The sequence below is a fragment of the Paeniglutamicibacter sp. ORCA_105 genome, from assembly GCF_045798545.1.
Lineage (GTDB): Bacteria > Actinomycetota > Actinomycetes > Actinomycetales > Micrococcaceae > Paeniglutamicibacter > Paeniglutamicibacter sulfureus.
In genome coordinates, this window is record NZ_JBIXLM010000010.1 from 93,295 (window position 1) to 113,930 (window position 20,636).

Annotated in this window: 17 protein-coding genes and 1 pseudogene; 8 read left to right on the forward strand and 10 right to left on the reverse strand. The window is 64.8% G+C overall.

What is annotated here, in order from left to right:
- Window positions 1–91 precede the first annotated feature (91 nt).
- Complete coding sequence (locus ACIPUB_RS07255) at window positions 92–1,534, reverse strand: DHA2 family efflux MFS transporter permease subunit (protein WP_407606768.1); 1,443 nt, start codon at window positions 1,532–1,534, stop codon at window positions 92–94.
- A gap of 166 nt (window positions 1,535–1,700) precedes the next feature.
- Between ACIPUB_RS07255 and ACIPUB_RS07260 the strand changes: the two genes are divergently transcribed.
- Window positions 1,701–2,240 (forward strand): NUDIX hydrolase family protein, encoded by a 540-nt coding sequence (locus ACIPUB_RS07260; RefSeq protein WP_264269946.1) that lies wholly within the window; start codon window positions 1,701–1,703, stop codon window positions 2,238–2,240.
- 21 nt (window positions 2,241–2,261) lie between these two features.
- Here ACIPUB_RS07260 and ACIPUB_RS07265 read toward each other — a convergent pair whose 3' ends face one another.
- Window positions 2,262–3,332 carry an FUSC family protein gene (locus tag ACIPUB_RS07265; protein WP_407606769.1) on the reverse strand — a complete coding sequence of 357 codons (1,071 nt, stop codon included), beginning with the start codon at window positions 3,330–3,332 and terminating at the stop codon, window positions 2,262–2,264.
- Window positions 3,333–3,504: 172 nt separating this feature from the next.
- Between ACIPUB_RS07265 and tgt the strand changes: the two genes are divergently transcribed.
- Complete coding sequence (gene tgt, locus ACIPUB_RS07270) at window positions 3,505–4,806, forward strand: tRNA guanosine(34) transglycosylase Tgt (protein ID WP_407606770.1); 1,302 nt, start codon at window positions 3,505–3,507, stop codon at window positions 4,804–4,806.
- A gap of 15 nt (window positions 4,807–4,821) precedes the next feature.
- On the opposite strand, the gene ACIPUB_RS07275 is transcribed toward tgt, so the two are convergent.
- A complete protein-coding gene (locus tag ACIPUB_RS07275) occupies window positions 4,822–5,412 on the reverse strand; it encodes a DUF4126 domain-containing protein (RefSeq protein WP_407606771.1) in 591 nt (196 codons plus the stop codon).
- Window positions 5,413–5,600: 188 nt separating this feature from the next.
- Window positions 5,601–6,326: a queuosine precursor transporter gene (locus ACIPUB_RS07280; RefSeq protein ID WP_407606772.1), complete on the reverse strand. Its 726-nt coding sequence runs from the start codon at window positions 6,324–6,326 to the stop codon at window positions 5,601–5,603.
- A gap of 291 nt (window positions 6,327–6,617) precedes the next feature.
- Here ACIPUB_RS07280 and ACIPUB_RS07285 point away from each other — a divergent pair, with 291 nt between their 5' ends.
- The 5 genes and pseudogenes from ACIPUB_RS07285 (at window position 6,618) to ACIPUB_RS07305 (ending at window position 13,736) form a co-directional block, all read left to right on the forward strand.
- Window positions 6,618–7,265, forward strand: a complete 648-nt coding sequence (locus ACIPUB_RS07285) for a TetR/AcrR family transcriptional regulator (RefSeq protein WP_407606773.1) — start codon at window positions 6,618–6,620, stop codon at window positions 7,263–7,265.
- Between the two features lie 183 nt (window positions 7,266–7,448).
- The gene (locus ACIPUB_RS07290; RefSeq protein ID WP_407606774.1) at window positions 7,449–8,105 is read left to right on the forward strand and encodes a hypothetical protein; all 657 of its coding nucleotides are present in this window, start codon (window positions 7,449–7,451) and stop codon (window positions 8,103–8,105) included.
- A gap of 79 nt (window positions 8,106–8,184) precedes the next feature.
- Window positions 8,185–9,009, forward strand: coding sequence for a bifunctional hydroxymethylpyrimidine kinase/phosphomethylpyrimidine kinase (gene thiD / locus ACIPUB_RS07295; protein ID WP_407606775.1), 825 nt, complete (start codon window positions 8,185–8,187; stop codon window positions 9,007–9,009).
- 376 nt (window positions 9,010–9,385) lie between these two features.
- On the forward strand, window positions 9,386–12,673 hold the full coding sequence (locus ACIPUB_RS07300) for a S8 family serine peptidase (protein WP_407606776.1): 3,288 nt from the start codon (window positions 9,386–9,388) through the stop codon (window positions 12,671–12,673).
- Window positions 12,674–12,814: 141 nt separating this feature from the next.
- Window positions 12,815–13,736, forward strand: a pseudogene (locus ACIPUB_RS07305) (serine hydrolase domain-containing protein).
- 45 nt (window positions 13,737–13,781) lie between these two features.
- Here ACIPUB_RS07305 and ACIPUB_RS07310 read toward each other — a convergent pair.
- On the reverse strand, window positions 13,782–15,047 hold the full coding sequence (locus ACIPUB_RS07310) for a glycoside hydrolase family 3 N-terminal domain-containing protein (protein ID WP_407606777.1): 1,266 nt from the start codon (window positions 15,045–15,047) through the stop codon (window positions 13,782–13,784).
- Between the two features lie 255 nt (window positions 15,048–15,302).
- Here ACIPUB_RS07310 and ACIPUB_RS07315 point away from each other — a divergent pair, with 255 nt between their 5' ends.
- Window positions 15,303–15,752 carry a hypothetical protein gene (locus tag ACIPUB_RS07315; protein ID WP_407606778.1) on the forward strand — a complete coding sequence of 150 codons (450 nt, stop codon included), beginning with the start codon at window positions 15,303–15,305 and terminating at the stop codon, window positions 15,750–15,752.
- On the opposite strand, the gene ACIPUB_RS07320 is transcribed toward ACIPUB_RS07315, so the two are convergent.
- From ACIPUB_RS07320 to ACIPUB_RS07340, 5 genes are all read right to left on the reverse strand, one after another.
- Complete coding sequence (locus ACIPUB_RS07320; protein WP_407606779.1) at window positions 15,749–17,023, reverse strand: Y-family DNA polymerase; 1,275 nt, start codon at window positions 17,021–17,023, stop codon at window positions 15,749–15,751. The two genes, ACIPUB_RS07315 and ACIPUB_RS07320, sit on opposite strands and share 4 nt — an antisense overlap.
- Before the next feature lie 139 nt (window positions 17,024–17,162).
- Entirely contained in the window at window positions 17,163–17,585 is a 423-nt protein-coding gene (locus ACIPUB_RS07325) for a LexA family protein (RefSeq protein ID WP_407606780.1), read from the reverse strand.
- 71 nt (window positions 17,586–17,656) lie between these two features.
- Entirely contained in the window at window positions 17,657–18,550 is an 894-nt protein-coding gene (locus ACIPUB_RS07330; protein ID WP_407606781.1) for a cytochrome c biogenesis CcdA family protein, read from the reverse strand.
- A 5-nt stretch (window positions 18,551–18,555) separates the two neighbouring features.
- Complete coding sequence (locus ACIPUB_RS07335; protein WP_407606782.1) at window positions 18,556–19,293, reverse strand: DsbA family protein; 738 nt, start codon at window positions 19,291–19,293, stop codon at window positions 18,556–18,558.
- A 322-nt stretch (window positions 19,294–19,615) separates the two neighbouring features.
- Window positions 19,616–20,636, reverse strand: a 1,021-nt coding sequence (locus ACIPUB_RS07340; RefSeq protein WP_407606783.1) for an SH3 domain-containing protein, incomplete at its 5' end; no start/stop codon positions are given.

Below are 20,636 nucleotides of genomic sequence, written 5' to 3' on the forward strand. Positions count from 1 at the left end.
TTAAACAACGCTTCCCCCGCCATCCCCCGCAAAAAAGGGGGGAATGACAGGGGAACCGTCCAACGGAAACCCGGTACCCGGGCGCTGGTTCCTAGTGCGCGTGCTGCTCGGCGGCGTCCGTGGCCGGCACCTTGGCCTTCGTCAGGAACAGGGCGATGACCACCATGCCCACGGCGCAGATCGAGGCCACCAGGAAGCCGGCGGAGAAGCCGTTGATCTGGGCCTGGATGGGGTCGGTTCCGGCCGCGGCACCTGCGCCGATCCGCGAGGCCAGGACGCCGACCAGCAATGCGGTTCCGGCAGCGCCGCCCAGCTGCTGCAGGGTGGAGAGCACCGCGGAGCCGTGGGAATGCAGGGAATGCGGCAGCGGGTTCAGTGCCGTGGTGAACGCCGGGGTGAAGATCAGCGCCAGCGCCAGCGACATGGTCAGGTGCAGCGCGATGATCACGCCGAGGGCGGTCTCGGCGCCCAGCAGGCGCGAATAGCCGAAGAGCACCAGCACCAGGATCACGGTTCCCGGGATCATCAGCGGGCGCGGGCCAACCCGGTCGAAGAGCCGACCGACGAACGGGGCCAGCAGACCCATGAGCAGCCCGCCGGGCAACAGCATCAGGCCGGTGGCCAGGGTGTCCAGGCCGCGCACGTTTTGCAGGTACAGCGGCAGCAGGATGATCACGCCGAAGAGCGCCACCATGGCCAGCACCATCAGCGAGAGCGACAGGGTGAAGGGGCGGTAGGTGAAGGTGCGCAGGTCAAGCAGCGCATGGTTCTTCTTCTGCAGGCGCAGCTGCAGCATGGTGAAGGCCACCAGCGAGAGCACTGCAACCACCAAGATGGACAGCGTCTGCCCGTCCAGCCCGTTGGCCGAGAGTCGGCTGAGTCCGAAGACCAGTCCGCCAAAGGCCGGGATGGACAACAACACCGAGGGGATTGACAGCGGCATCGTGGAGGCCTCGGCGACCTTGTTCAGACGCGGTGCACCAATGAACAGTGCCGCCAAGGCGATCGGCGCGACGATCAGGAACATGAAGCGCCACGACAGCGAATGCAGGATGAGACCCGAGATGGTCGGGCCGATGGCCGGGGCCACGGAAATCACGATCGACACGTTGCCCATGATGACCCCGCGCCTGTGGGCGGGCACCAGGTCCAGGATCGTGGTCATCAGCAGCGGCATCATGATCGCCGTGCCGGAAGCCTGGATGACACGGGCAACCAAGAGCAGGCCGAAGCCCGGGGCCGCGGCGGCCAGCAGCGTGCCCAGGGAGAACAATCCCATCGCCAGCATGAACACCCCGCGGGTGCTGAAGCGCTGGAGCAGGAAACCTGTGGCCGGGATGACCACGGCCATGGTGAGCATGAAGATCGTCGCAAGCCACTGGATGGCCTCCTCGCTGACCTTGAACTCGTGCATGAGCACCGGCAGCGCCACGTTCATGATGGTTTCGTTGAGGATCACCACGAACGCGGAAACGATCAGCACCGTGATGGTGGCCAGATCCTTGGGGTTGAGTTTGGTGCCGGTCTCGGTCACGGTCGGTGGCCTCTTCCATGAAAAGTGGGGGGTGGGCTTTTGCGGAACATTTCATTCTAGCGTCGGGGGGCGACGGTTGATTCCCGAAAGTGAAAAACATCCCCGGAATCACACAACACGGTCCGCGACGTGGCCCGCCGACCCCCGGATGGGACAAGATGGAGACATGAACGTTCGCACTCCGGATCCCTATCCCGGCTGGCTGTCCGACGAAGACCTCTACGAGGCCCGCGCCCGGCTGCCCATGCTCTACATCGAAGCCATCCCGGTGCGCCTGGATCCGCTCGGTTATGTCACCGAGATCGGCCTGCTGCTGACGGCCGATCCCGAAGGGCGGATGCTGCGCACCTTCGTTTCGGGCCGTGTGATGTACCGAGAGACCATCCGTGCGGCGCTGACCCGCCACATCGAGAAGGACCTGGGGCCGATGGCCATGCCACAGTTGCCGCCGTCCCCGGCACCCTTCACCGTGGCGGAGTATTTCCCGTCCCCCTCGGAAACCGGGTTGACCGACGAACGGCAGCACGCCGTTGCGCTGGCTTACATCGTGCCGGTGCGCGGCGAATGCTCCCCGCGCCAGGACGCGCTTGAACTAACCTGGCTGACGCCCGAGGAGGCGCTGAGCCCGAGCATCCAGGAGGAGTTCGCCGGCGGCCGGGAGAATTTGGTTCGCCAGGCGCTCGCCCACGTCGGCTACGTCCGCTAACATGCTGAACGGCGCCGCCTGCTAACCGATTTCGGGCAGCAGGCGGCGGCGGAACCAGGCCCCGTAAAGCGATCCGAGCAGCACCACCAGCATGCCCACGAGGGCTCCGATGATGGTTTCGAGCATCCGGTCGTAGAGCAACACGTTGTTCAACCCCGTCCCGAAGGAGACACCCACCAGGGCCAGCGGCGTGACGAAGATCTGGGCCAGAAAATAGTTGCGCGCTATGAACATCTCGGCAGCGAACTGCAGCAGCCCGATCATGGCCAGCAGCACCCAGACGGGCGGCGCGAAGGCGATGATGGCCGCCATCAACACCAACCCGGTGAGCGTGCCAAGGATACGGTGGACGCCGCGACGCACGCGGTGCCTGGTGGTGTGGCCCACCAGCGGCACGACAGCCGCCACCATGGCCCAGTAGCTGTGACCGGTGGACAGCGCCGGGGCCAGCAGGTTGGCGATGGATCCGGCCAGCCCCGCAGCGAGCAGGTACAGCAGCGCCTCGTTCCAGATCGCCAGGCGAACGGGCCGCGACAGCGGGGCCGGGGCGAGGTACGGGCCCCAGGATGTCCCCTTGGCGAAGAGCGACCCGGAGAATCCCAGGACTATCGCGAACAGTACCGCGCCCAGCGCGGCGGCCATTGATTCGGCCAGCGGTGGCTGGTGCGGCATCGAGGCGATGGCAGCGAAGGCAAAGATATGGAAGAGCGACCCGCCGGGGCGCAATTGCAGGAACCCGGTGAGGACCGAGCAAATCCCGGAAACCACTGTCGTAAGCCCGACGATCATCCAGGCACTTGCCGCAGGGTCGTCGTGGTTTACGAGGTAGTGCGAGGCCAGCGCGGCGGCAAGGATCACCGCCAGGAACAGGCCGCCGGCCTTTGACTGGGCCACTAGCCGGTTTGCGTAGCCAGGAACCCGGCCGTAAACACCTGTGAAGGCGCCAAAGATCACGAAGACCATCAGGTCCAGACGGTCGATGGCCAGCAGGGCAAAGAGCGGAACAAAGATCCCCACGGCCGTGCGCAACGCGATCCAGTGGTCGTTGTGTGCCGGCCCCAGGGTCAGCAATCCATCAAAGTTCTTGCCCATGCGTGTGGTTCGTCGCCGTTCTCTCGGTCCTGCATTTCCTTACACCTTCGTCCAACGCTACGCCGCGAATCCCCTCGAAGGCGGCTCTTGTGAGGGAAGGAATAGCGCGGGGTGAGCCACCGCACGCGCCGGTTTTTGCCGCCATGCCGGGGGCATGCGGCACACTAGGTAGGTGCCGAACGATTCTTTTGATGCCACTGCCCCCCATCCGCGCCAGGACGAGTTCTCCTTCGACGTCGGAACCCGGCTGACCCGCACCGACGGTTCGGTGTCCAACGGACGCACGGGCGTGATCACCACCCCGCACGGGCAGATCAAGACACCGGCATTCATTGCCGTTGGTACCAAGGCGACGGTCAAGGCCCTGCTGCCCGAATCCGTGGCCGAACTTGGGGCGCAGGCGGTGCTGGCCAACGCCTACCACCTTTACCTTCAGCCCGGGGCCGACATCCTTGACACCGCCGGCGGGCTGGGAAAGTTCATGAACTGGTCCGGACCCACCTTCACCGATTCGGGCGGATTCCAGGTCATGAGCCTGGGCTCGGGATTCAAGAAGGTGATCGACATGAAATCGGTGGACCAGTCCGGTCCCGACGACGCGGTGGCCCCGGGCAAGGAACGCCTGGCCAACGTGGATGACGACGGCGTCTGGTTCAAGAGCCACATCGACGGCAACAAGCACCGCTTCAGCCCGGAGGTGTCGATGAACGTGCAGCACAAGATCGGCGCCGACATCATGTTCGCCTTCGATGAGCTGACCACGCTGCAGAATTCCCGCGGCTACCAGGTCGAGTCGCTCGAACGCACCCGCCTGTGGGCCGAGCGTTGCGTGGCAGAGCACTTCAACCTCACCGATTCCCGCGTGGGCAAGGACTACCAGGCGCTCTTTGGCGTGATCCAGGGCGCCCAGTACGAAGACCTGCGCCGCCAGGCCTGCCGGGACCTCGGCGCCATGGCTTTTGACGGTTTCGGGATCGGGGGCGCGCTGGAAAAGGAAAACCTGGGCACCATCGTGGGTTGGTGCGCCGAGGAACTTCCGGAGAACAAGCCGCGCCACCTGCTGGGGATCTCCGAGCCCGACGACCTCTTCACGGCCATCGAGAACGGCGCGGACACCTTTGACTGTGTTTCCCCCACCCGGGTGGCCCGCAACTCGGCGTTCTACACTCCCCACGGCCGGTTCAACCTTTCGGGCCAGCGATACAAGACTGACTTCACTCCCCTGTCCGAGGAGTGCGACTGCTACACCTGCCAGCACTACACGCGCGCCTACATCCACCACCTTTTCAAGGCCAAGGAGCTTCTCAGCCACACGCTGATTTCCATCCACAACGAGCGCTTCGTGGTGAAGATGGTCGACGACGCCCGTGCGGCCATCGAGGACGGCACCTTCTACGAGCTTAAGGAACGTGTCCACTCCCGCTACTACGCCGGCGCTCCGGACCCGCAGGGCCTGGAAACCGTCTCCGCCTAAGCCGCCGAAGCGGGCCTAGCCCGCGGGGCTGCCCTTTCTTGGCCGCAGCCTGCGAACGCCAATAAGCAACAGCACGGCCAGCCCCACGGCTACCAGCAGGACCAGCACGGGCAAGGCGATGGCCAGCAGGCTCAGGCCCAGCGATGCCCCGTCCTCGGCGGTGCTCGCCACCGGGGCGGCAACCCCGGCCGTGCCCAGGTTCAACAGCGGTCTCGACCCTGACTTGAGCAGGTGGAACGCCAGTGCGATCGCCGCGCCTATGAGCAGCGGCACCCACTGGGCCGAGCCGAAGGTGTCGCCGGGGTCGGCCACGGCAACGGTCTCGGATCCGACGCCGGAGGCAAAGACGAGTCCGCCGGAGGCCGGGCGCACCACCGTTTGCAGTGCGTCGTTGACCGAGTCAACCACCGGAATCTTATCTGCCACGACCTCGATGACCAGCAGCACCGCCAGTATTCCCAGCGCCCAGCCGTTGGAAAGCCAGCCCCATCCCTCGGGCAGCGCCACCCATGAGGTGAAGCGGTTCAGCAACCCCAGCACGAGCAGGGGAATATACGCGTTCAGTCCCGCGGCCGAGCTCAGCCCGGCGGCCGTGAGTAGTTCCATGTGCCCAGAATAGGCGCAGCCGGGGACGCAATCACCGCAACGTGCCGGTGCCGCCATTGTCCAACGGCCAAACACCCTGATCATCCAATACCGCGCGTGCCATGCCCCGGGAGCATCGAAAAGGCGATGGCTCCTTCGCCAAGTGAAAGCGAAGAGGCCACCGCCTCCGTATTCGTGTTGCGGTTTGCCTACGCGACGCCGTCCGACACGGGGGCATGCAGCTCGTAGCTGGGTTCACGGCGCTTGAACCAGCGGATCACCAGCGTGGTCACCGGGACAAAGAGGAACTCCACAGCAGTCTTGTAGACGAACCCGACCACCACGTAATTGATGAACGTGGGAATGTCGGTGATTCCGATGACGGTGGCGGCAATCGAGCAGAAGATCAGGGTGTCGGCGAATTCGCCCACCCCGGTGGAGCTCATCAGGCGGCCCACCAGCCCGCGTTCGCCGAAGCGTTCCTTCATCTTCACCAGCACCCAGGAGTTCAGGGTCTGCCCGACCAGGAAGCCGAGCAGCGAGGCCAGCACGATGAGCCAGACCGGGCCCAGCGTGCGTTCGAGGGCTTCCTGCCCGTCGTACCATTCGGCCGCGGGCAGCTGGATCATGATCCAGAAGCACAGGGTGGAGAAGGCCGCCAGTGCAAAGGTGGTGATGATGGCGCGGCGGGCGACCTTGAATCCGTAGACCTCGGAAATGACGTCACCGAGGATGTAGGCCAAGGGGAAGAGGAAGAACCCTCCGTCGGTGACGATGGGGCCGAAGGTGACGCCCTTGGCGGCACCGACGTTGGAAAGGATGACCACGACGGCCATCAGTGCAAGCACTGTCGAAAAGTAGGGGCTTCCCGCGGACGCAAAAATGGCACGCGGGGCCTTCGGACGTTGTGTTGTTGAGGCGGTGTTTTCGCCCATGGTGATTCCCAATCGAAGAAGTGGTTCGCCAAGCCGGTCCCGGCGCAACGACTCCCGCCGCGATCGACGCAGCCAAGGAAATCGGGGTCGTGGGGACCACTCGCTGTATTAGCACTTGAGCTTCAAGTATCCCATGCCTTCGCTGCCTCCGATTTGGCGCTTTCGCGATCCCGGGGCCCCATAGAGCCATCGCATTGGGCCTTTCAAGGCCTGCATACCGGAGATCTTGGTTTTGAACGCGTTCAAAACTGGCTATGATTGAGACCAATGCCCAGCGTGGAAAGGAGCTCCGTGGGAAAGCCGACCGCCAAGAGCGCCCATACGCGCCAGCTGCTGCTGGACACGGCCATTGGGCTCTTCGCCGCCAAGGGATTCGCAGGGACCACAATGCGCTCGATTGCCCAGGAATCCGGGCTTTCCCTGGGCAATGCCTACTACTATTTCGATTCCAAGGACGCCATCGTCCATGAGTTGTTCCGCCAGCTAATCGAGGAGCACCGGACGGCTACTTGGCCATTGTTGGTGCCAGGGAACAACCTCGAGACGAACCTGCGCATTGCGTTGGGCAAAGGCCTGGACATCATGACGCCCTTCCGCGAGTTCGGACCCGCGTTTATTCGGACGGCCTTTTCCGGTTCCAACGCAGAGCTCGGCAATGTCCAGCGAGCCATGGAACTCGGATTGTGGCGCCAGGTGGTGACGGCCAGCAGGCCCCTGCCCCCGTTGGCCATTCGAACGGAACTGCCCCAATTGCTGTGGCTGGTTCAACGGGGCATTCTCCTTTTCTGGGCCTACGACTCGTCCCCGGGTGCCGCACGCAGCCTGCGGCTCATCAAGAACGTTGCCCCGGTGGTCGCGCGCTTGGTAGTGCTCTCGCGAATGCCCGTGGTCCGCAGCATCCTCGACGACGTGCTCTCTCTGGTGCGCACCGCAACCTAGGCCTCTCCCTCTTCCAATTCCCTGCCCTGCCGAACGGGCAACCCCGGATTCGGCAGCTTCAGGCGTAGAGTCGGAGGTGAAGCCTCGCACGGGGCGCGAAACGCAACGGTCGCCACAGATCAGCGCTCATTTTGTGTCCCGAGTCGCCATTCCGTTGCCCGTCCATGGAACAGGAGCCGCCAGATGCCATTCGAGTCCTCAAACCTTCCTCCCTGGGTCCATGCTTTTGCCCTGATTCGCGACCGCACGGTGGTCCGCGACGAAGCCGGACGACTGCATAGCATCGCCGAAGACGGAAGCGACTACGAAATCATCAGCACCTGGCCCGTTCCCGAGGAACTGCCCACCCTGCTGGGAGATCCAGGGCTTTCGGGGCATCAGGGACAGACCAGGCTGACGTTCCTGGGTTCCCCGGACGGGGTCGCGAGCCGGGAACTTGCCGCACGGGGCTGGAGCCTGAGCGATCGGCGCGTCCTGCTGGTGGCGCTTGCCAACGACGTGGAGCAGGTGGCTGTGCTGCCGGAAACGGCAAGCCTATTCGAGGCCCCCATGAACGACTACGACGTGGTCGAAATCGCGGATTTCGACGCTCCTGTCGGCCGAGGCCGGATCCGCTTCGCCGAGGGGTTCGCGCTCCTGTGCGACCCAAGCATCACCGCCACTTCCAATGTCGAGCAGTTCCGCGCCGCGATCCTTGCGAACCTTGCCGCCACGGCGGCACGCCAGGGGCTGCCGGTGCTTTTCATGGTCACCGCAGCCGACACCGCCGCCGGCACGCGTTCCGAACGAGGCGCCGGATGGTCAAATGCGACCCAGCTGACCACCTTCACCAGGTCTTAGTTCCCGTTTACTGTGCCCGGCGCGGCACCGGACAACCCCGTGCGTGTGGGCCCCGCGGGAAACCGCCTAAAATGAATGCATGACTTCTGCCTCCACCGGGATCCGTCCCGCCGTTACCCTGACCATCGCCGGCTCCGAAGCAACCGGCGGCGCCGGCGCCCAGGCCGACCTGAAGACGTTCCAGGAATTGGGCACCTACGGGATCGTTGCCCTGACCTGCATTGTGTCCTTCAACCCGAAGGACAACTGGAACCACCGTTTCGTGCCGGTGGAGACGCAGGTGATTGCCGACCAGCTCGAGGCGATCCAGACTTGCTATGCCGGGGACCTGAAGACCGTCAAGCTGGGCATGATGGGTTGCCCTGCCACCATCAACACGGTTGCGGCCGCGCTCAAGGACCAGGCATGGGACAACGTCGTGCTGGATCCGGTGTTGATTTGCAAGGGCCAGGAACCGGGCCACGCCCTGGACACCGACGAAGCGCTCAAGTCGACCCTGCTGCCGCTTGCAACGTTCGTCACGCCGAACCACTTCGAGGCCGAGTCCCTTTCCGGGATGAGCATCAACAACGTCGAGGACCTGACCGAGGCCGCCAAGAAGATCCATGCGCTCTCCGGTGCGGCGGTGCTGGCCAAGGGCGGTGTCCGACTCTCCGGCAGCGATGCCGTGGACGTGTTCTACGACGGCGAGACCCTCGAGGTGTTGTCCGCCCCGAAGGTGGGGGAAGTCGCCGTGTCGGGTGCCGGTTGCTCGCTGGCAGCGGCCATCACCGCCGAGCTGGCCAAGGGCGAGTCGCCATTGCAGGCGGCACGCAACGCCAAGGCCTTTGTCACCGAGGGCATCAAGAACCGCGTTTCCTCCGCAGCCCCCTTCGATGCCTTGTGGCAGGGCGGCTCGCGCTAGGAATTTCACACACCGCAGGTTGGTTGAAGCGCTGGTCCCGTGCATGCACGGGACCAGCGCTTTTGCGTTTCCCCAAAAAACGCCCGCGGAACACCGGCATCCAGCCCGAAAACCGTTTCGACGGCGTCCTTGCCCGATGCCATCTGCACGTTTCCGGACGCAGTGCCGGCGCTCCGGGCGGCCAACCTCCCCAAGAGGTTCGCCGACTGACCACAGGTTATCGATCCCCGCCGACACTTTGCCGGGACACATTCGGGGAAATCTCAAACAACCCCTTGATATGTGCCTCGGCTCACATAAGATATGCGTGGGACGGACACCGATAAGCAGCCATGGGTTTCCTCCCGCGTCACTCCCTTCGGATACAAGGAGAACCATGTCCAACCCGCGTCGTCACAGACTTGCGCGGACGATCCTGGCTTCGGCCTCGGGGCTTGCCCTGGCCGTCACCATGTCCGTCCCTTCCCTTGCGGCACCACCCACGATCGACCCGGCACCAGGGTCGGATTCACCATCCCTGGGGGGACTCGCCCCCAAGGCATTGAAGGACCTGAAGGTCTCCGGCCCCCTGTCCGTGGCCAAGGGAGAAGTCTCTGTCTATGTGCAGTTCGAGGGCGAAGGCGCCTTCGAAGCGACCCAGCCGGAAAGCGCCAAAGCCCCGCGGGGCAAGTCGGTCAAGAACCCCGCCAAGGTCAAGGAAATCCGCGACGGCATCAAGGCCAAGGGCAAGTCTGCGGCCAAGGCCGCCAAGGCCGATGTCATCTACACGACCACCAATTCGCTTCCGGGCGTGGCACTGCGCGGGGACGCCGAGGCATTGCGCGCCCTGGCCGCGCGTCCCGACGTCAAGAAGATCACCGCGATCGTGCCCAAGACGCAGGAGAACAAGAACGCCGACATCGACACCCGCGCCCTCGAGGCGTGGACAGCGCTGAAGGAAACAGGCGAGGGCATCAGGATCGCGGTGCTGGATACCGGCATCGACTACACGCATGCCGGCTTCGGCGGCCCGGGCACACTCCAGGCCTACTCCGAGGCGAAGTCCTCCGATGTCCTGCCGGCCAGGGACTCCGGGCTGTATGACCCGGCCAAGTTCATCGGCGGCTGGGACCTGGTGGGCGATGACTACAACGCCGACCCGAGCGCACCGGACTACCAGCCGGTTCCCCGTCCCGATTCCAACCCGCTGGATTGCGCAGCCTCAGGCCACGGCACCCATGTCGCAGGGTCTGCCGCCGGGAACGGCGTGAATGCCGACGGGAGCACGTTCACCGGGGACTACACCAAGCTCACCGCCGATGAGGTGGCGGGCATGCGCATCGGCCCGGGCAGCGCACCGGAAGCCGCCTTGGTCGGTATCCGCGTCTTTGGCTGCGGCGGCTCCTCCGCCGTGGTCGGCCAGGCCCTTGACTACGTCCTGGATCCCAACAACGACGGCAACTTCGATGACCGCGCCCAGGTCGTAAACATGTCGCTCGGTTCGGACCATGCACCCGCGGACGACCCGGAAAACGACATCGTCAACGCACTGACCGACCTGGGCATCCTCTCGGTCGTGGCCTCCGGAAACGCCGGGGACGTCACCGACGTCGGCGGCTCGCCGGGCAACGCCCGCTCCTCGCTCACCGTCGCCAATTCCGTGGCCTCCAGGGTCACCCTCGATGGCATCACCGTCAATGCCCCTGCCGACGTCGCCGGAACCGCGGCCGGGCAATACTCGGCCAACTTCAACTACACCACCGCCGACCCGGCCACGCTCACCGGCGAGGTCATCATGGCCCCGGCCGCCAACGCCTTCGGCTGCACCGCCTTTGAGCCCGGTTCCCTGACCGGCAAGTGGGTCTGGCTGCAGTGGAGCGAAAACCTCGAGTTCCCCTGTGGCTCGGGTACCCGCTTCAACAACGCCGAGGCCGCTGGTGCCACCGGCGTCATCCTGGACGCCGAGGTCTCGGTCTTCGAGGCAGGCATCGCCGGCAATTCCACGATCCCCGGAGCGCAGTTCACCAAGGCCTACTCCGACCAGCTGCGTCCCGCGGCCCAGGCCGGAACGCTGAACGTCACCCTTGACCCGGCCATGGTCGGAACCGCATCGAGCGAGTCCGGACTCGGGGACACCCTGAACTCGTCCTCCTCACGCGGAGTGCACGGCTCGGAGGGCGTGGTGAAGCCCGACGTCGCGGCCCCCGGCACGCTCATCGGCTCCGTCGGTGTCGGAACCGGCACCGGCCCGGCCGTCAAGTCCGGCACCTCCATGGCGACCCCGCACACCGCGGGCATTGCCGCCCTCGTGGCCGGCAGCGGCGACTACACCGCACTTGAGGTCAAGTCCATCGTGATGAACACCGCGACGGTGGACATCCTCGCCGCCAACGGCCAGGCCTACGGGCCCAACCGCGTGGGCTCCGGCCGCGTCGTGGCGGACGCCGCGATCAGCACCCCGGCCTATGCCTACGCCACTGACGATCCGGACCTGACCACCGTGGTCTTCGGGGTCATCGAGGTGGACAAGAACAAGTACAAAGCCACCAAGTCCATCACCGTGGTCAACAAGTCCGATGAGACCCAGACCTATAACGTGAAGTACGTGCCGGCCACCAAGATCCCCGGCGCAAGCTACAGCCTGGACCGGAACACGGTCACGCTCAAGGCCGGGGCCAGCACCAAGGTCAACGTCACCCTGAACGTCGACGCACGCAAGTACGCCAAGACCATCGATCCGACCATGGACCGGGCCCAGCTTGGCCTGCCGCGGGCCTGGGTCGCCGATGTCTCGGGCCGCGTGGAGCTTTCCAGCTCCACGGCCCCGACGCTGCGCGTCCCGGTGCATGCAGCACCGAAGCTGGTCTCCGACATGGCGGCCAAGAAGGTCAAGTTCGCCAAGGGCGCGACTTCCGGCACCATCGACATGGCCGGCGACGACATCCGCGCAGGTTCCGGAGACACCCAGGTGGTTTCGCTGGTCTCTGCCTTCGAGCACGGCGCCTCCTCGGACCGCCTGCCCGACAGCACCGACGATGTTCCCGGGGCCCGTGAGATGGACCTGCAGCACGTCGGAGCGGCGTCCACCGCCCCCACCACGGGAGCAGCCGACGGCCTGCTGAACTTCGGTGTCAGCACCTGGGGCAACTGGGCCCACCTGGCCGGCGCCACCGAGGTCAACATCGAGATCGACACCAACGGCGACTCGGTGGCCGACTTCGTCACCTTCAACACCTACGCTGACGAACTGGACGCGGACCTGGTGGCCACCTACAGCCTGCAGTCCTTCGAACAGGTGGACCTGCAGCTGCTCAACGGCCTGACCGGTGACGTGGACTCCAACACCTTCGACACCAACGTGGCAGGCTTCCCGGTGTCGCTGGCGGCGCTGGGACTGGACGGATCCAGTGCCCCGATTTCCTACCGCGTGAGCACGTACTCCTTCTACAACTCCGATGAATCCGGTGCCCTGGCCCCGGTGGACGAGACCGATTGGATCGACTTCAATGCGATCGCCCCGGCCTTGTCCTTCGCCGGTGCCGGAACCGTGTTTGCCGACTTGGACAAGAACAAGCTGACCGCCACCGTCGCCCCGGAAGCCACCGATGCCAAGGCCCTGTTCCTGCACCTGCACAACGCCTCTGGCAATCGCGCCCAGCTGGTGGATGTGGAGGTTCGCAAGTAGCACGGACCAACGGTGCCGAATGAACGATCGGCACCCAAGGACGCGGCCCGGGGCCTGGACAGTGGAATTCCATTCGCTGTCCCGGCCCCGGGCCGCGCCTTTTCCGCTATACCGACGGCCTTCGGGACTAGGCTCGGAGCCATGGACGACGCGTTGGCCTTCGAGGTCCTTCTCCGGCAGCTTCCCACCGGTTCGGTGGCGGCCTATCGCGGCCCCCGGGACGGGGCCCGCATACAGGTTTCCGGTCCCGCCGAGCCGTTGCCGGTCTTCAGCGTGACCAAGATGTTCGTTGCCGCCGGCGTCCTGCGTGCCGTCGATGCCGGGCTGCTCACACTCGCCGATCCCCTGGCCTCGCGATTGCCCGGTGCCCCAACGGGCTGCACGATCGCCCAAGTGCTGACGCACACCGCGGGGCTGGGCAACTACACCGCCAACCCGGATTACCAGCGCGCCATCAGCGCGGATCCCGGCGAACCCTGGGAGCTGGAGGAAATTTCCGCAGCCAGCACCCGGGAGACGCCTGGCACATTCTCCTATGGCAACACGGGATACTGGTACCTGGGAGCCATGCTGGAGGGAATCACGGGCATGTCCCTGGGCCAATACCTGCATCGGGAGATCTTCGAGCCCGCGGACATGACCTCGACCCGCTACCCGGAACCCGAAACCCGAAACCTCGCTGACCCCTTCCGGATACTCGACCCTGTGGGCGGGACCAGCCGGCGCGGCCTTCTCCACACCCGCGGATCTACTGGGGTTCGGGGATCTCTTCGCGGAATCCAACCCGCTCTTCCCGTCGGCACTGTCCAACGCCGCGCGCGCGGCGTTCATGGATTCGGTTCCCGTGCAGGCGCCGGCACCCTGGAAAGAACCGCGCTACGGCGCCGGTGTCATGATCGACGCCGGGCTGGGGCTCTGGGGGCATGGAGGATCCGGGCCCGGCTACAGGAGCGCCGTCTTCACCTCCCCGGCCACCGGTGCCGCGGCCGCGCTCATTTGTCCCGGCCAGACGGATTTCAGGCCGGAGTCCGCCCTGCTTTCGTTGCTCGGATCCCATGGTTGACGACACCCGCACGTGGGCGCAGGATCGAGGCCGGGAGGGCCGCCCCTAGCGGCGTTCCTTGACCTCGAGCACCCGCAGTGCCGCGGAGTCGATGATGCGGGCAAAAGCCGGGTCCTTGCTCGCCTTGGCATGCAACGCCTTGGCTATGGCCGGCATGTTGCCGGCATTGACGCAGAGCATCATGGTGCCTCCTGCCTCGAAGAAGCGCAAGGCACGGGCACTGGGGGCCCAAGGATCCAGCTGCGCGGCCTCGCACATGTCGTCGGAAACGATGATTCCGTCGAACCCAAGGTCCTCGCGCAGCATCCCGCGCATGACGGTCGAGGAGAACGGAGCGATGTTCTTGGCGTCGATCTTGGCATAGTAGGCATTCGAGACCATTACCCAGTCGTTGCCGGCGGCGATTCCGTCCTTGAATGGCTTGAGGTAGGCGTCGTGCCGGGTGGTCCGGGTGTCGGTGACATTCCTTGTGGTGTCGGTGTTCTTGGTGACGCGGCCAAGGCCGGGGAAATGCTTGATCACCGGGTCCACACCAGCCGCCAGCATCCCGGCGGAAAATGCGCGGGAAGCCGCCGAGACGGTATCTGGGTCGTACCCGTATTCACGTTTCCAGTATCCGATGGGCGCATTGGAGGGGGCGAACGCGGCCGAAGTGACAGTGTCCGCGACCGGTGCAAGGTTGACGTTGATTCCCGCCTCAGCAAGTTCTTGGCCCCAGTCAGAGGCCTCCTCACGTAGCGTTTGGGTGGCCCAGCCGCCCTGGGTCAGTGCGGCCGGCAAGGTTGAAAAGCCACTGCCCTTCAGGACCTGGACCGAGCCGCCTTCCTGGTCGGTTGCCACAAACGGGTCGATATCCGCCGACAGGGTTTTGGAGATGGTGGATTCGACCTTGTCGACCACTGCGGCCGTTGTCGTGTTGCCGGCGCCGCTTCTGCCCTTCAGGAAGAAATTCCCCAGGGCATGCTCCGCAATGACCGCCCGGTCGGCCGAGCTGCTTCCGGTGGCCGGGACGCCGACCATGAGAACCTGCCCGATTTTTTCTTCCAGGCCCATGGAATCGAGGGTCTTTTCGGCGGCGCTTTGCTGCGGGGCGGACGTGGGTCCGTTGCCGGGTGTTGTCTGGCTCTGGTTCGGGTCCGTCGATGGGGTCGGGCTGGAAGAAGGGGCGGTGTTCCCGGGCGCCGACGTACCGGCGCTGTCTGTCGGTGCCGGTGCCGGGGAAGGGGTGCAACCGGCCAACACCAGTGCTGTAAGGACCACCAGTGGCAATATCCTGCACCGCAGGGAAATTTTTGCTCGTGAAATGCTCATGGTGCGCAGCCTCTTTTCTCAACCACCTTCAGCGTGCCAGAAAAATGCGCGGACGGTGGCACCCAGACCCACCAATCGTGACGAGACACTCATTGTTCTCGACGTCTTCCCCGTCCAGGGATTGCCACGGGGATTTCAACCGGGTCGATTTCATGGAAAGTTCTTGTTGCCGCCTGACGCAGTTTCCCCGGCACCCGGCCAAGCTGTCGGAGGGCAAGCCTATGCTGGGCACAGGACATTTCAAGGAGGAACCAATTGGCACCGAGCGCACTCCTCAGAACGACGACCACTGAGGGCACGCTGCAGTCGGGTATTTCCCGCCGGCATGCCCCGGAAGAACCGTCCGACACCGAGCTGGTTCCAGATGTCTGGCAGATGCCGTCCCGCGGTATTGAATGGTGCGATTGCGGACAGCACCATGCCGTTGACCGGAAAATCGTGCTCGACTTTGCAGAAGCCGTAGTCGAAGACCGGGAATGGATGACCCACGACGAAGTCATTGATACAGCCATGGACCTGTGGAACTACGTGTCGGTGTGCGAGTTCTTCCTCATGGGTATCCGGCGCTCGGCGAGCGCTGTGAACGGCGGACCGGCAGTGAAGTACCGCTTCGAACGCGGACTGGAAATCGTGGCGTTCTTTTCCAAGACTTGGCAGGGCTGCCCGGAGGAAATCTGTGCCTCCGTCCGAGACCGAGACAGCTAGGCCTTCACCACGGGGATTTCCGCCCAATCGGTAGTGAACTTGGGCGAGGAGAACTCCCGCTTCATCGACCAGCCCGGTTCCACTGCCAGTCCCCCGGAACCGAGTCCGATGGATTTGTTCCCGAATTTGGCCTTGACGGCACCCAGTACGTCGCCGACATGCTTTGTCGAAATGTCCTGTTCAAAGATTCCGAAGGCGGCCTGCCCGGGGTCGGGCTGCAAGGCGGAAAGCACGACTCCTCCGCGCACGTATGCGGCGCCGGGCCGCATGATTTCGCGCATGGCTCCAACGGCCAGGCGGGTCAGCAGGATTGGGTCCTGGGTCGGTGAGGGAAGCTTGAGCGTCACCGACGGAAACGAGGCTTCCCCTCCGGCAAAGCGGCTGGTCCCTGCGGTGACGGTGAGTAGCGTGGCCCAAAGCCCATCAGACATCAGCCGGGCCGCACCCCGCTGGGCATAGATCGACATGACCTCGACCATGTCCTCGATGGTGCTCACCGGGCTGGAGAAGGACCGCGAGTACATGATCTGCTGCTTGTCGGCGCGTTCTTCGTTGTGGGGAATGCACGGGGTTCCGTTGAGTTCCAGGACCGTGCGTTGGAGGACCACGGAGAACTTCTTGCGGATCTCGGTGACATCCGCTGCCTTGAGGTCCGCGATGCTGGCGATGCCCATCCCGGCAAGTTTGGTACCGGTGCGGGCTCCGACTCCCCACAGGTCGGTGACGGGGACGCGGGACTGGATGTTCTCGATGAGGCCCGGATCCATGGAGTCCATGGAGCACACACCGCCCAGATGCGTATTGTGCTTGGCCACGTGGTTGGCGAACTTCGCCAGGGTCTTGGTCGGGGCCACTCCCACGCAGACAGGAACCCCTACCCCTCGTCCCACGGCCGCGCGGATGCGTGTGGCCAGCTCACCGAGCTGGTCGGGATTGCCTTGGATGCCCAGGAAGGACTCGTCGATGGAGTAGACCTCTTGCCAGGTGCCAAACCGCGAGAGGACCTCCATGACCCGGGCGCTCATGTCCCCATACAGTTCGTAGTTGCTCGAGCGCACGGCCATGCCATGGCTTTGGATGAATTGCTTGACCTGGAAGAACGGTGCGCCCGTGGTGATGCCCAGGTCCTTGGCCTCCTGCGAGCGCGCGACAACGCAGCCGTCGTTGTTTGAAAGCACCACAACCGGCCTGCCGTTGAGTTTGGGGTCGAAGGCCCGCTCGCAGGAAACATAGAAATTGTTGACGTCCACGAGCGCGATCCGGTCGGTCATCGGGCCTCCCCTGCCGAAGGTTCGCTCCGGGACCAATGCCGCTCACCCGGCACAGGGCATTTGGCAGCGGTGTGGCTACGCACGTCGATGCGCTCCAGGTGACGTGGCGCGCGCCCCTCTCGGTTCGGTCGCCGACGACTCAAACATGGTGCAGGCATCTGGTGACCACGCCCCAAATGGTGGTTTCCTCGGTCACGGCCTCGGCCCGCTCCTGCGGCTGCTCGTCGCTGCATAAGACCATAGTGCCGCGGGTGGACACGAGGCGGCGGATGACCAGCTCGCCGTCCTGGACGGCGATGACCACCGATCCGTCGCGTGGGGCCAAGGCCCGGTCCACGATGACTTCGTCTCCGTGGCTGATTCCGGAAGAGGCCATGGCATTCCCGGAGACCCGCATCAGGAATGTCGACGTCCTGTCCCGAATCAAGAGGCGGTTCAGGTCGATTCCTCCGCTGTAGTAGTCCCTGGCCGGCGAGGGAAACCCCATGGCCTCAACGGCTCCAACGGGCCCCTGGGATTCCGGCTGCGGGGGCGGCGGCTGCGGCTGGTCCATTCCGAACATAGACCCCGCCCTTCCTAGAACATAGATTCGATACTCCAGCTTATCAGCGGAAATGCTCGCGGAGGGCATCGCTAGCGGAATTCCGGGACGCCTTCATCGGGGTCGGACCTGCCTGCCGACGGGTCTCTCGAGGCGTCGGCGCCACCCGTTCCGCTGGTCCTGCGGACGGCGGCACGAAGCCACCCGATCAGCAACAATGCGCCGACCAGTGCCGTCCAGGCCCACGACGGAACGGCTGCGTCAACTTGCCTTCCCAGGTTTTCAAATGCGGCGATCCAGTTCGAGGGCAACAGCTCGGGCACGGCGGCCATGCCATTGGTGAAGATGAGGATCCAACCAACGAGCACGGTGACCGCCCCCATCGCCAAGGAGGTCGTGTGCAGGCGCAACCTGCCCACACGGAATCGCCGCCCTCGCATCCATGAAAGGGAACGGTGGCCGAGTTTGCGGACCAGTAGGGCAATGAACATGATCGGCAGCACCATGCCTAGGCCGTAAAGCCCCAACAGCGTTCCGCCGCGGGCCGGGGACGCGGAAGACAGTGCGAGGGTAAGGATCGCGCCCAACACCGGGCCCGTGCAGAATCCAGCCACGCCGGAAACGGCACCCAGGGCAAATGTGCCGGCGAGCGATCCGGCGACGGGCCGGGGCCGGCCCGGAACCAGACGGAAAAAATCTATCCCTCCGCCAAACGCCGAGAGCAGCCCCAGGGCAACAAGCACCCATCCGGCTCCGCCGAGCAAGACGCCGCGGTCAATGGTGAAGGTTCCGCCCAGCCATCCCATACCCAGTCCGAGCGGGACCAGGGTGGCTAGCAGGCCCGCCAGGAACACGGAACCAAGGCTCAGGAGCCTGGCACGCGAGGTCGCGATGTTGGCGAAGAACGCCGGCAGCAACAATGCATTGCAGGGGCTGAGTACGCCAAGCATTCCACCGATCAATGCATAGGCGAACCCGATTTCCACGGCGCTCAGCGGCCCAGTTCTTCGTCGATGGCCCGCACGAAGACATCCAGCGGCTGGGCACCGATGATCGGGCGACCATTGACGATGAAGGTCGGGGTGCCGGTGACGCCCAGGGCGCTGGCCTCGTCGTGGTTCTTTTGGACCAGCGCGGCAGTATCCGCGTGCTCCGCATCTGCAACGAACCGCTTCGCGTCGACCCCAATGCGTTGGGCCAGCTTCTTGATTCCCTCTTCGGAGTAGTCGGCGTCCTTCGCGGTGGCGCCCTTGGCGAAGATCGCGTCGTGGAAGGCCTGGTACTTTCCTTGCTTTCCGGCCGCGACGGCAAGTTCGGCGCTTTGCCGCGAGTTCTCGCCAAAGAACATGATGTCGCGATACTCGATGCGCAGTCGGCCGCCATCCACGTACGCCTCCAGCAGCTCCGGCAGGGATTCCGACGCCCATTTGGCGCAATAGCCGCACTGGTAGTCGGAATAGGTCACCATCACAACCGGCGCATCGAGTGCGCCGACCGCCGTGGGGTCGCCGGGGTCGAGCCGCTCCACGTTGATTCGTTGCCCGGTGGCCGATGGCTCCGGTTCACTGGGGCTTTCAGGGGCAACCGCGGCGGCCGGTGCCGGCCCGGCACCTCCGGACCCCGCTATTTGCATGCCGATGACAATGCCCAGGACCAGGGCGACCGGAATCGGCAGGATCCAGAACCACGGCAGCTTGGCCTTGGCGGGTGTTGCGGGTGTATCCGTCATGTTCGAGACACCGGTTCCTTCCGGATTGGGGCCTCCTCCCCCGTCGTGACGTGGCGTACGGATAGGCGAAGGCCTGCCATGGCGGAAGGTGGGCTTGGGGGGTCCTCTCTCGAACGTATCGAAGCGCACCGCACTTGGCGAATCCACGGCAGCCCTCCCCCCGCTACGCGCAGGGCCAAGCGGTCGCCAATTGCGGCGGCGCCTCGGCCCGGTCGCACAACGTCGGCGGTTGCCGGGGCGAAGGACCGGTGCCGAGCAGGGTTTTCATCGCCCGTGAAGCAGGCCTTGTCCCTGCCCCGAGGCCAACCTGGGCTCCGACAAATTACTTGTTGGCCCGGGAGGCAGAGATCTCAGCGTGGATGTGGTCCATGTGCCGCGTGGTGTCGTTCCATCCGCGCGAGGATTCCAGGTGCTTGCCCCAGCCACTGGTTGAATATGGTCCCCATTGGCCGTCCTCGGCCAGCCACAGCTCATCGCGCCAGATCAGGTAACTGATGCCCAGCCGTTTGTGGTTTTCCACCAAGTACTTGGCCATCCGGTCGCCCGCCTCGATGCCGGCGGCCGAGGAATAATCCTTGATCATGAAGTCGGCGGCCAGGCCGGCGCTGTGACCGATAGAGCCGGCGCGCGAACCGCCTACGCTGCTGATCCCGGCCCCGAAGAGGTCCTGGACTTCCCGGATCATGGCCCGGGTCATCGGCTGCAGCTCCTTCGGGGCTTGGTACTGGACGCTGGTCAGCAGCGTGTTCTTGATCCAGCCCGTTCCCTTCGAGGTCTTGACCTGCGACCAGCCGCCGGAGGTTTTCAGGTAGGTCGTTTTTTGGTTTGCCGGGATGACGCCCAAGGTGCTGAAAGCGGTTGAGGGGCCGGTGCGGACGTTGGCTGCATAGGCGGTCCACCGGTACGAGGTGGAATTGTTGCCCGGTTCGCTGCTGGCCAAGGATGAACTGGGGAGCCAGCCCTGACCGGTCGGCGTCTCAATGAAGGACCAGTTGCCGGAACTCTTGATCAGCCGGACCTTTGTCCCGCCGGTTTGCACCGCGAGGCGCTTGGAGGATAGCGAGGCCTGGGCATACATCGGCTGGGTGCCGTCCACCCAGCGATTGGCGCCGGCGACCGGAGCGGGGCCGGGTGCCTGGCCCGTGCTCTTCGTCAAGTAGTTGGAACTCACCCAACCGGTCCGCGAACCGGCCTTGACCTCCCACCAAACACCGCTGGCCTTGCCCGTCCGGGTAACCGCCGTGCCCTTGGCAAGAACCGTCAACGACCTGGAATGCGTGCCCGGATCCTGCCGCAGGTTCAAGTTCGCACTCGTCCGATGCGTCGCAGCCGACGTGGGAGCC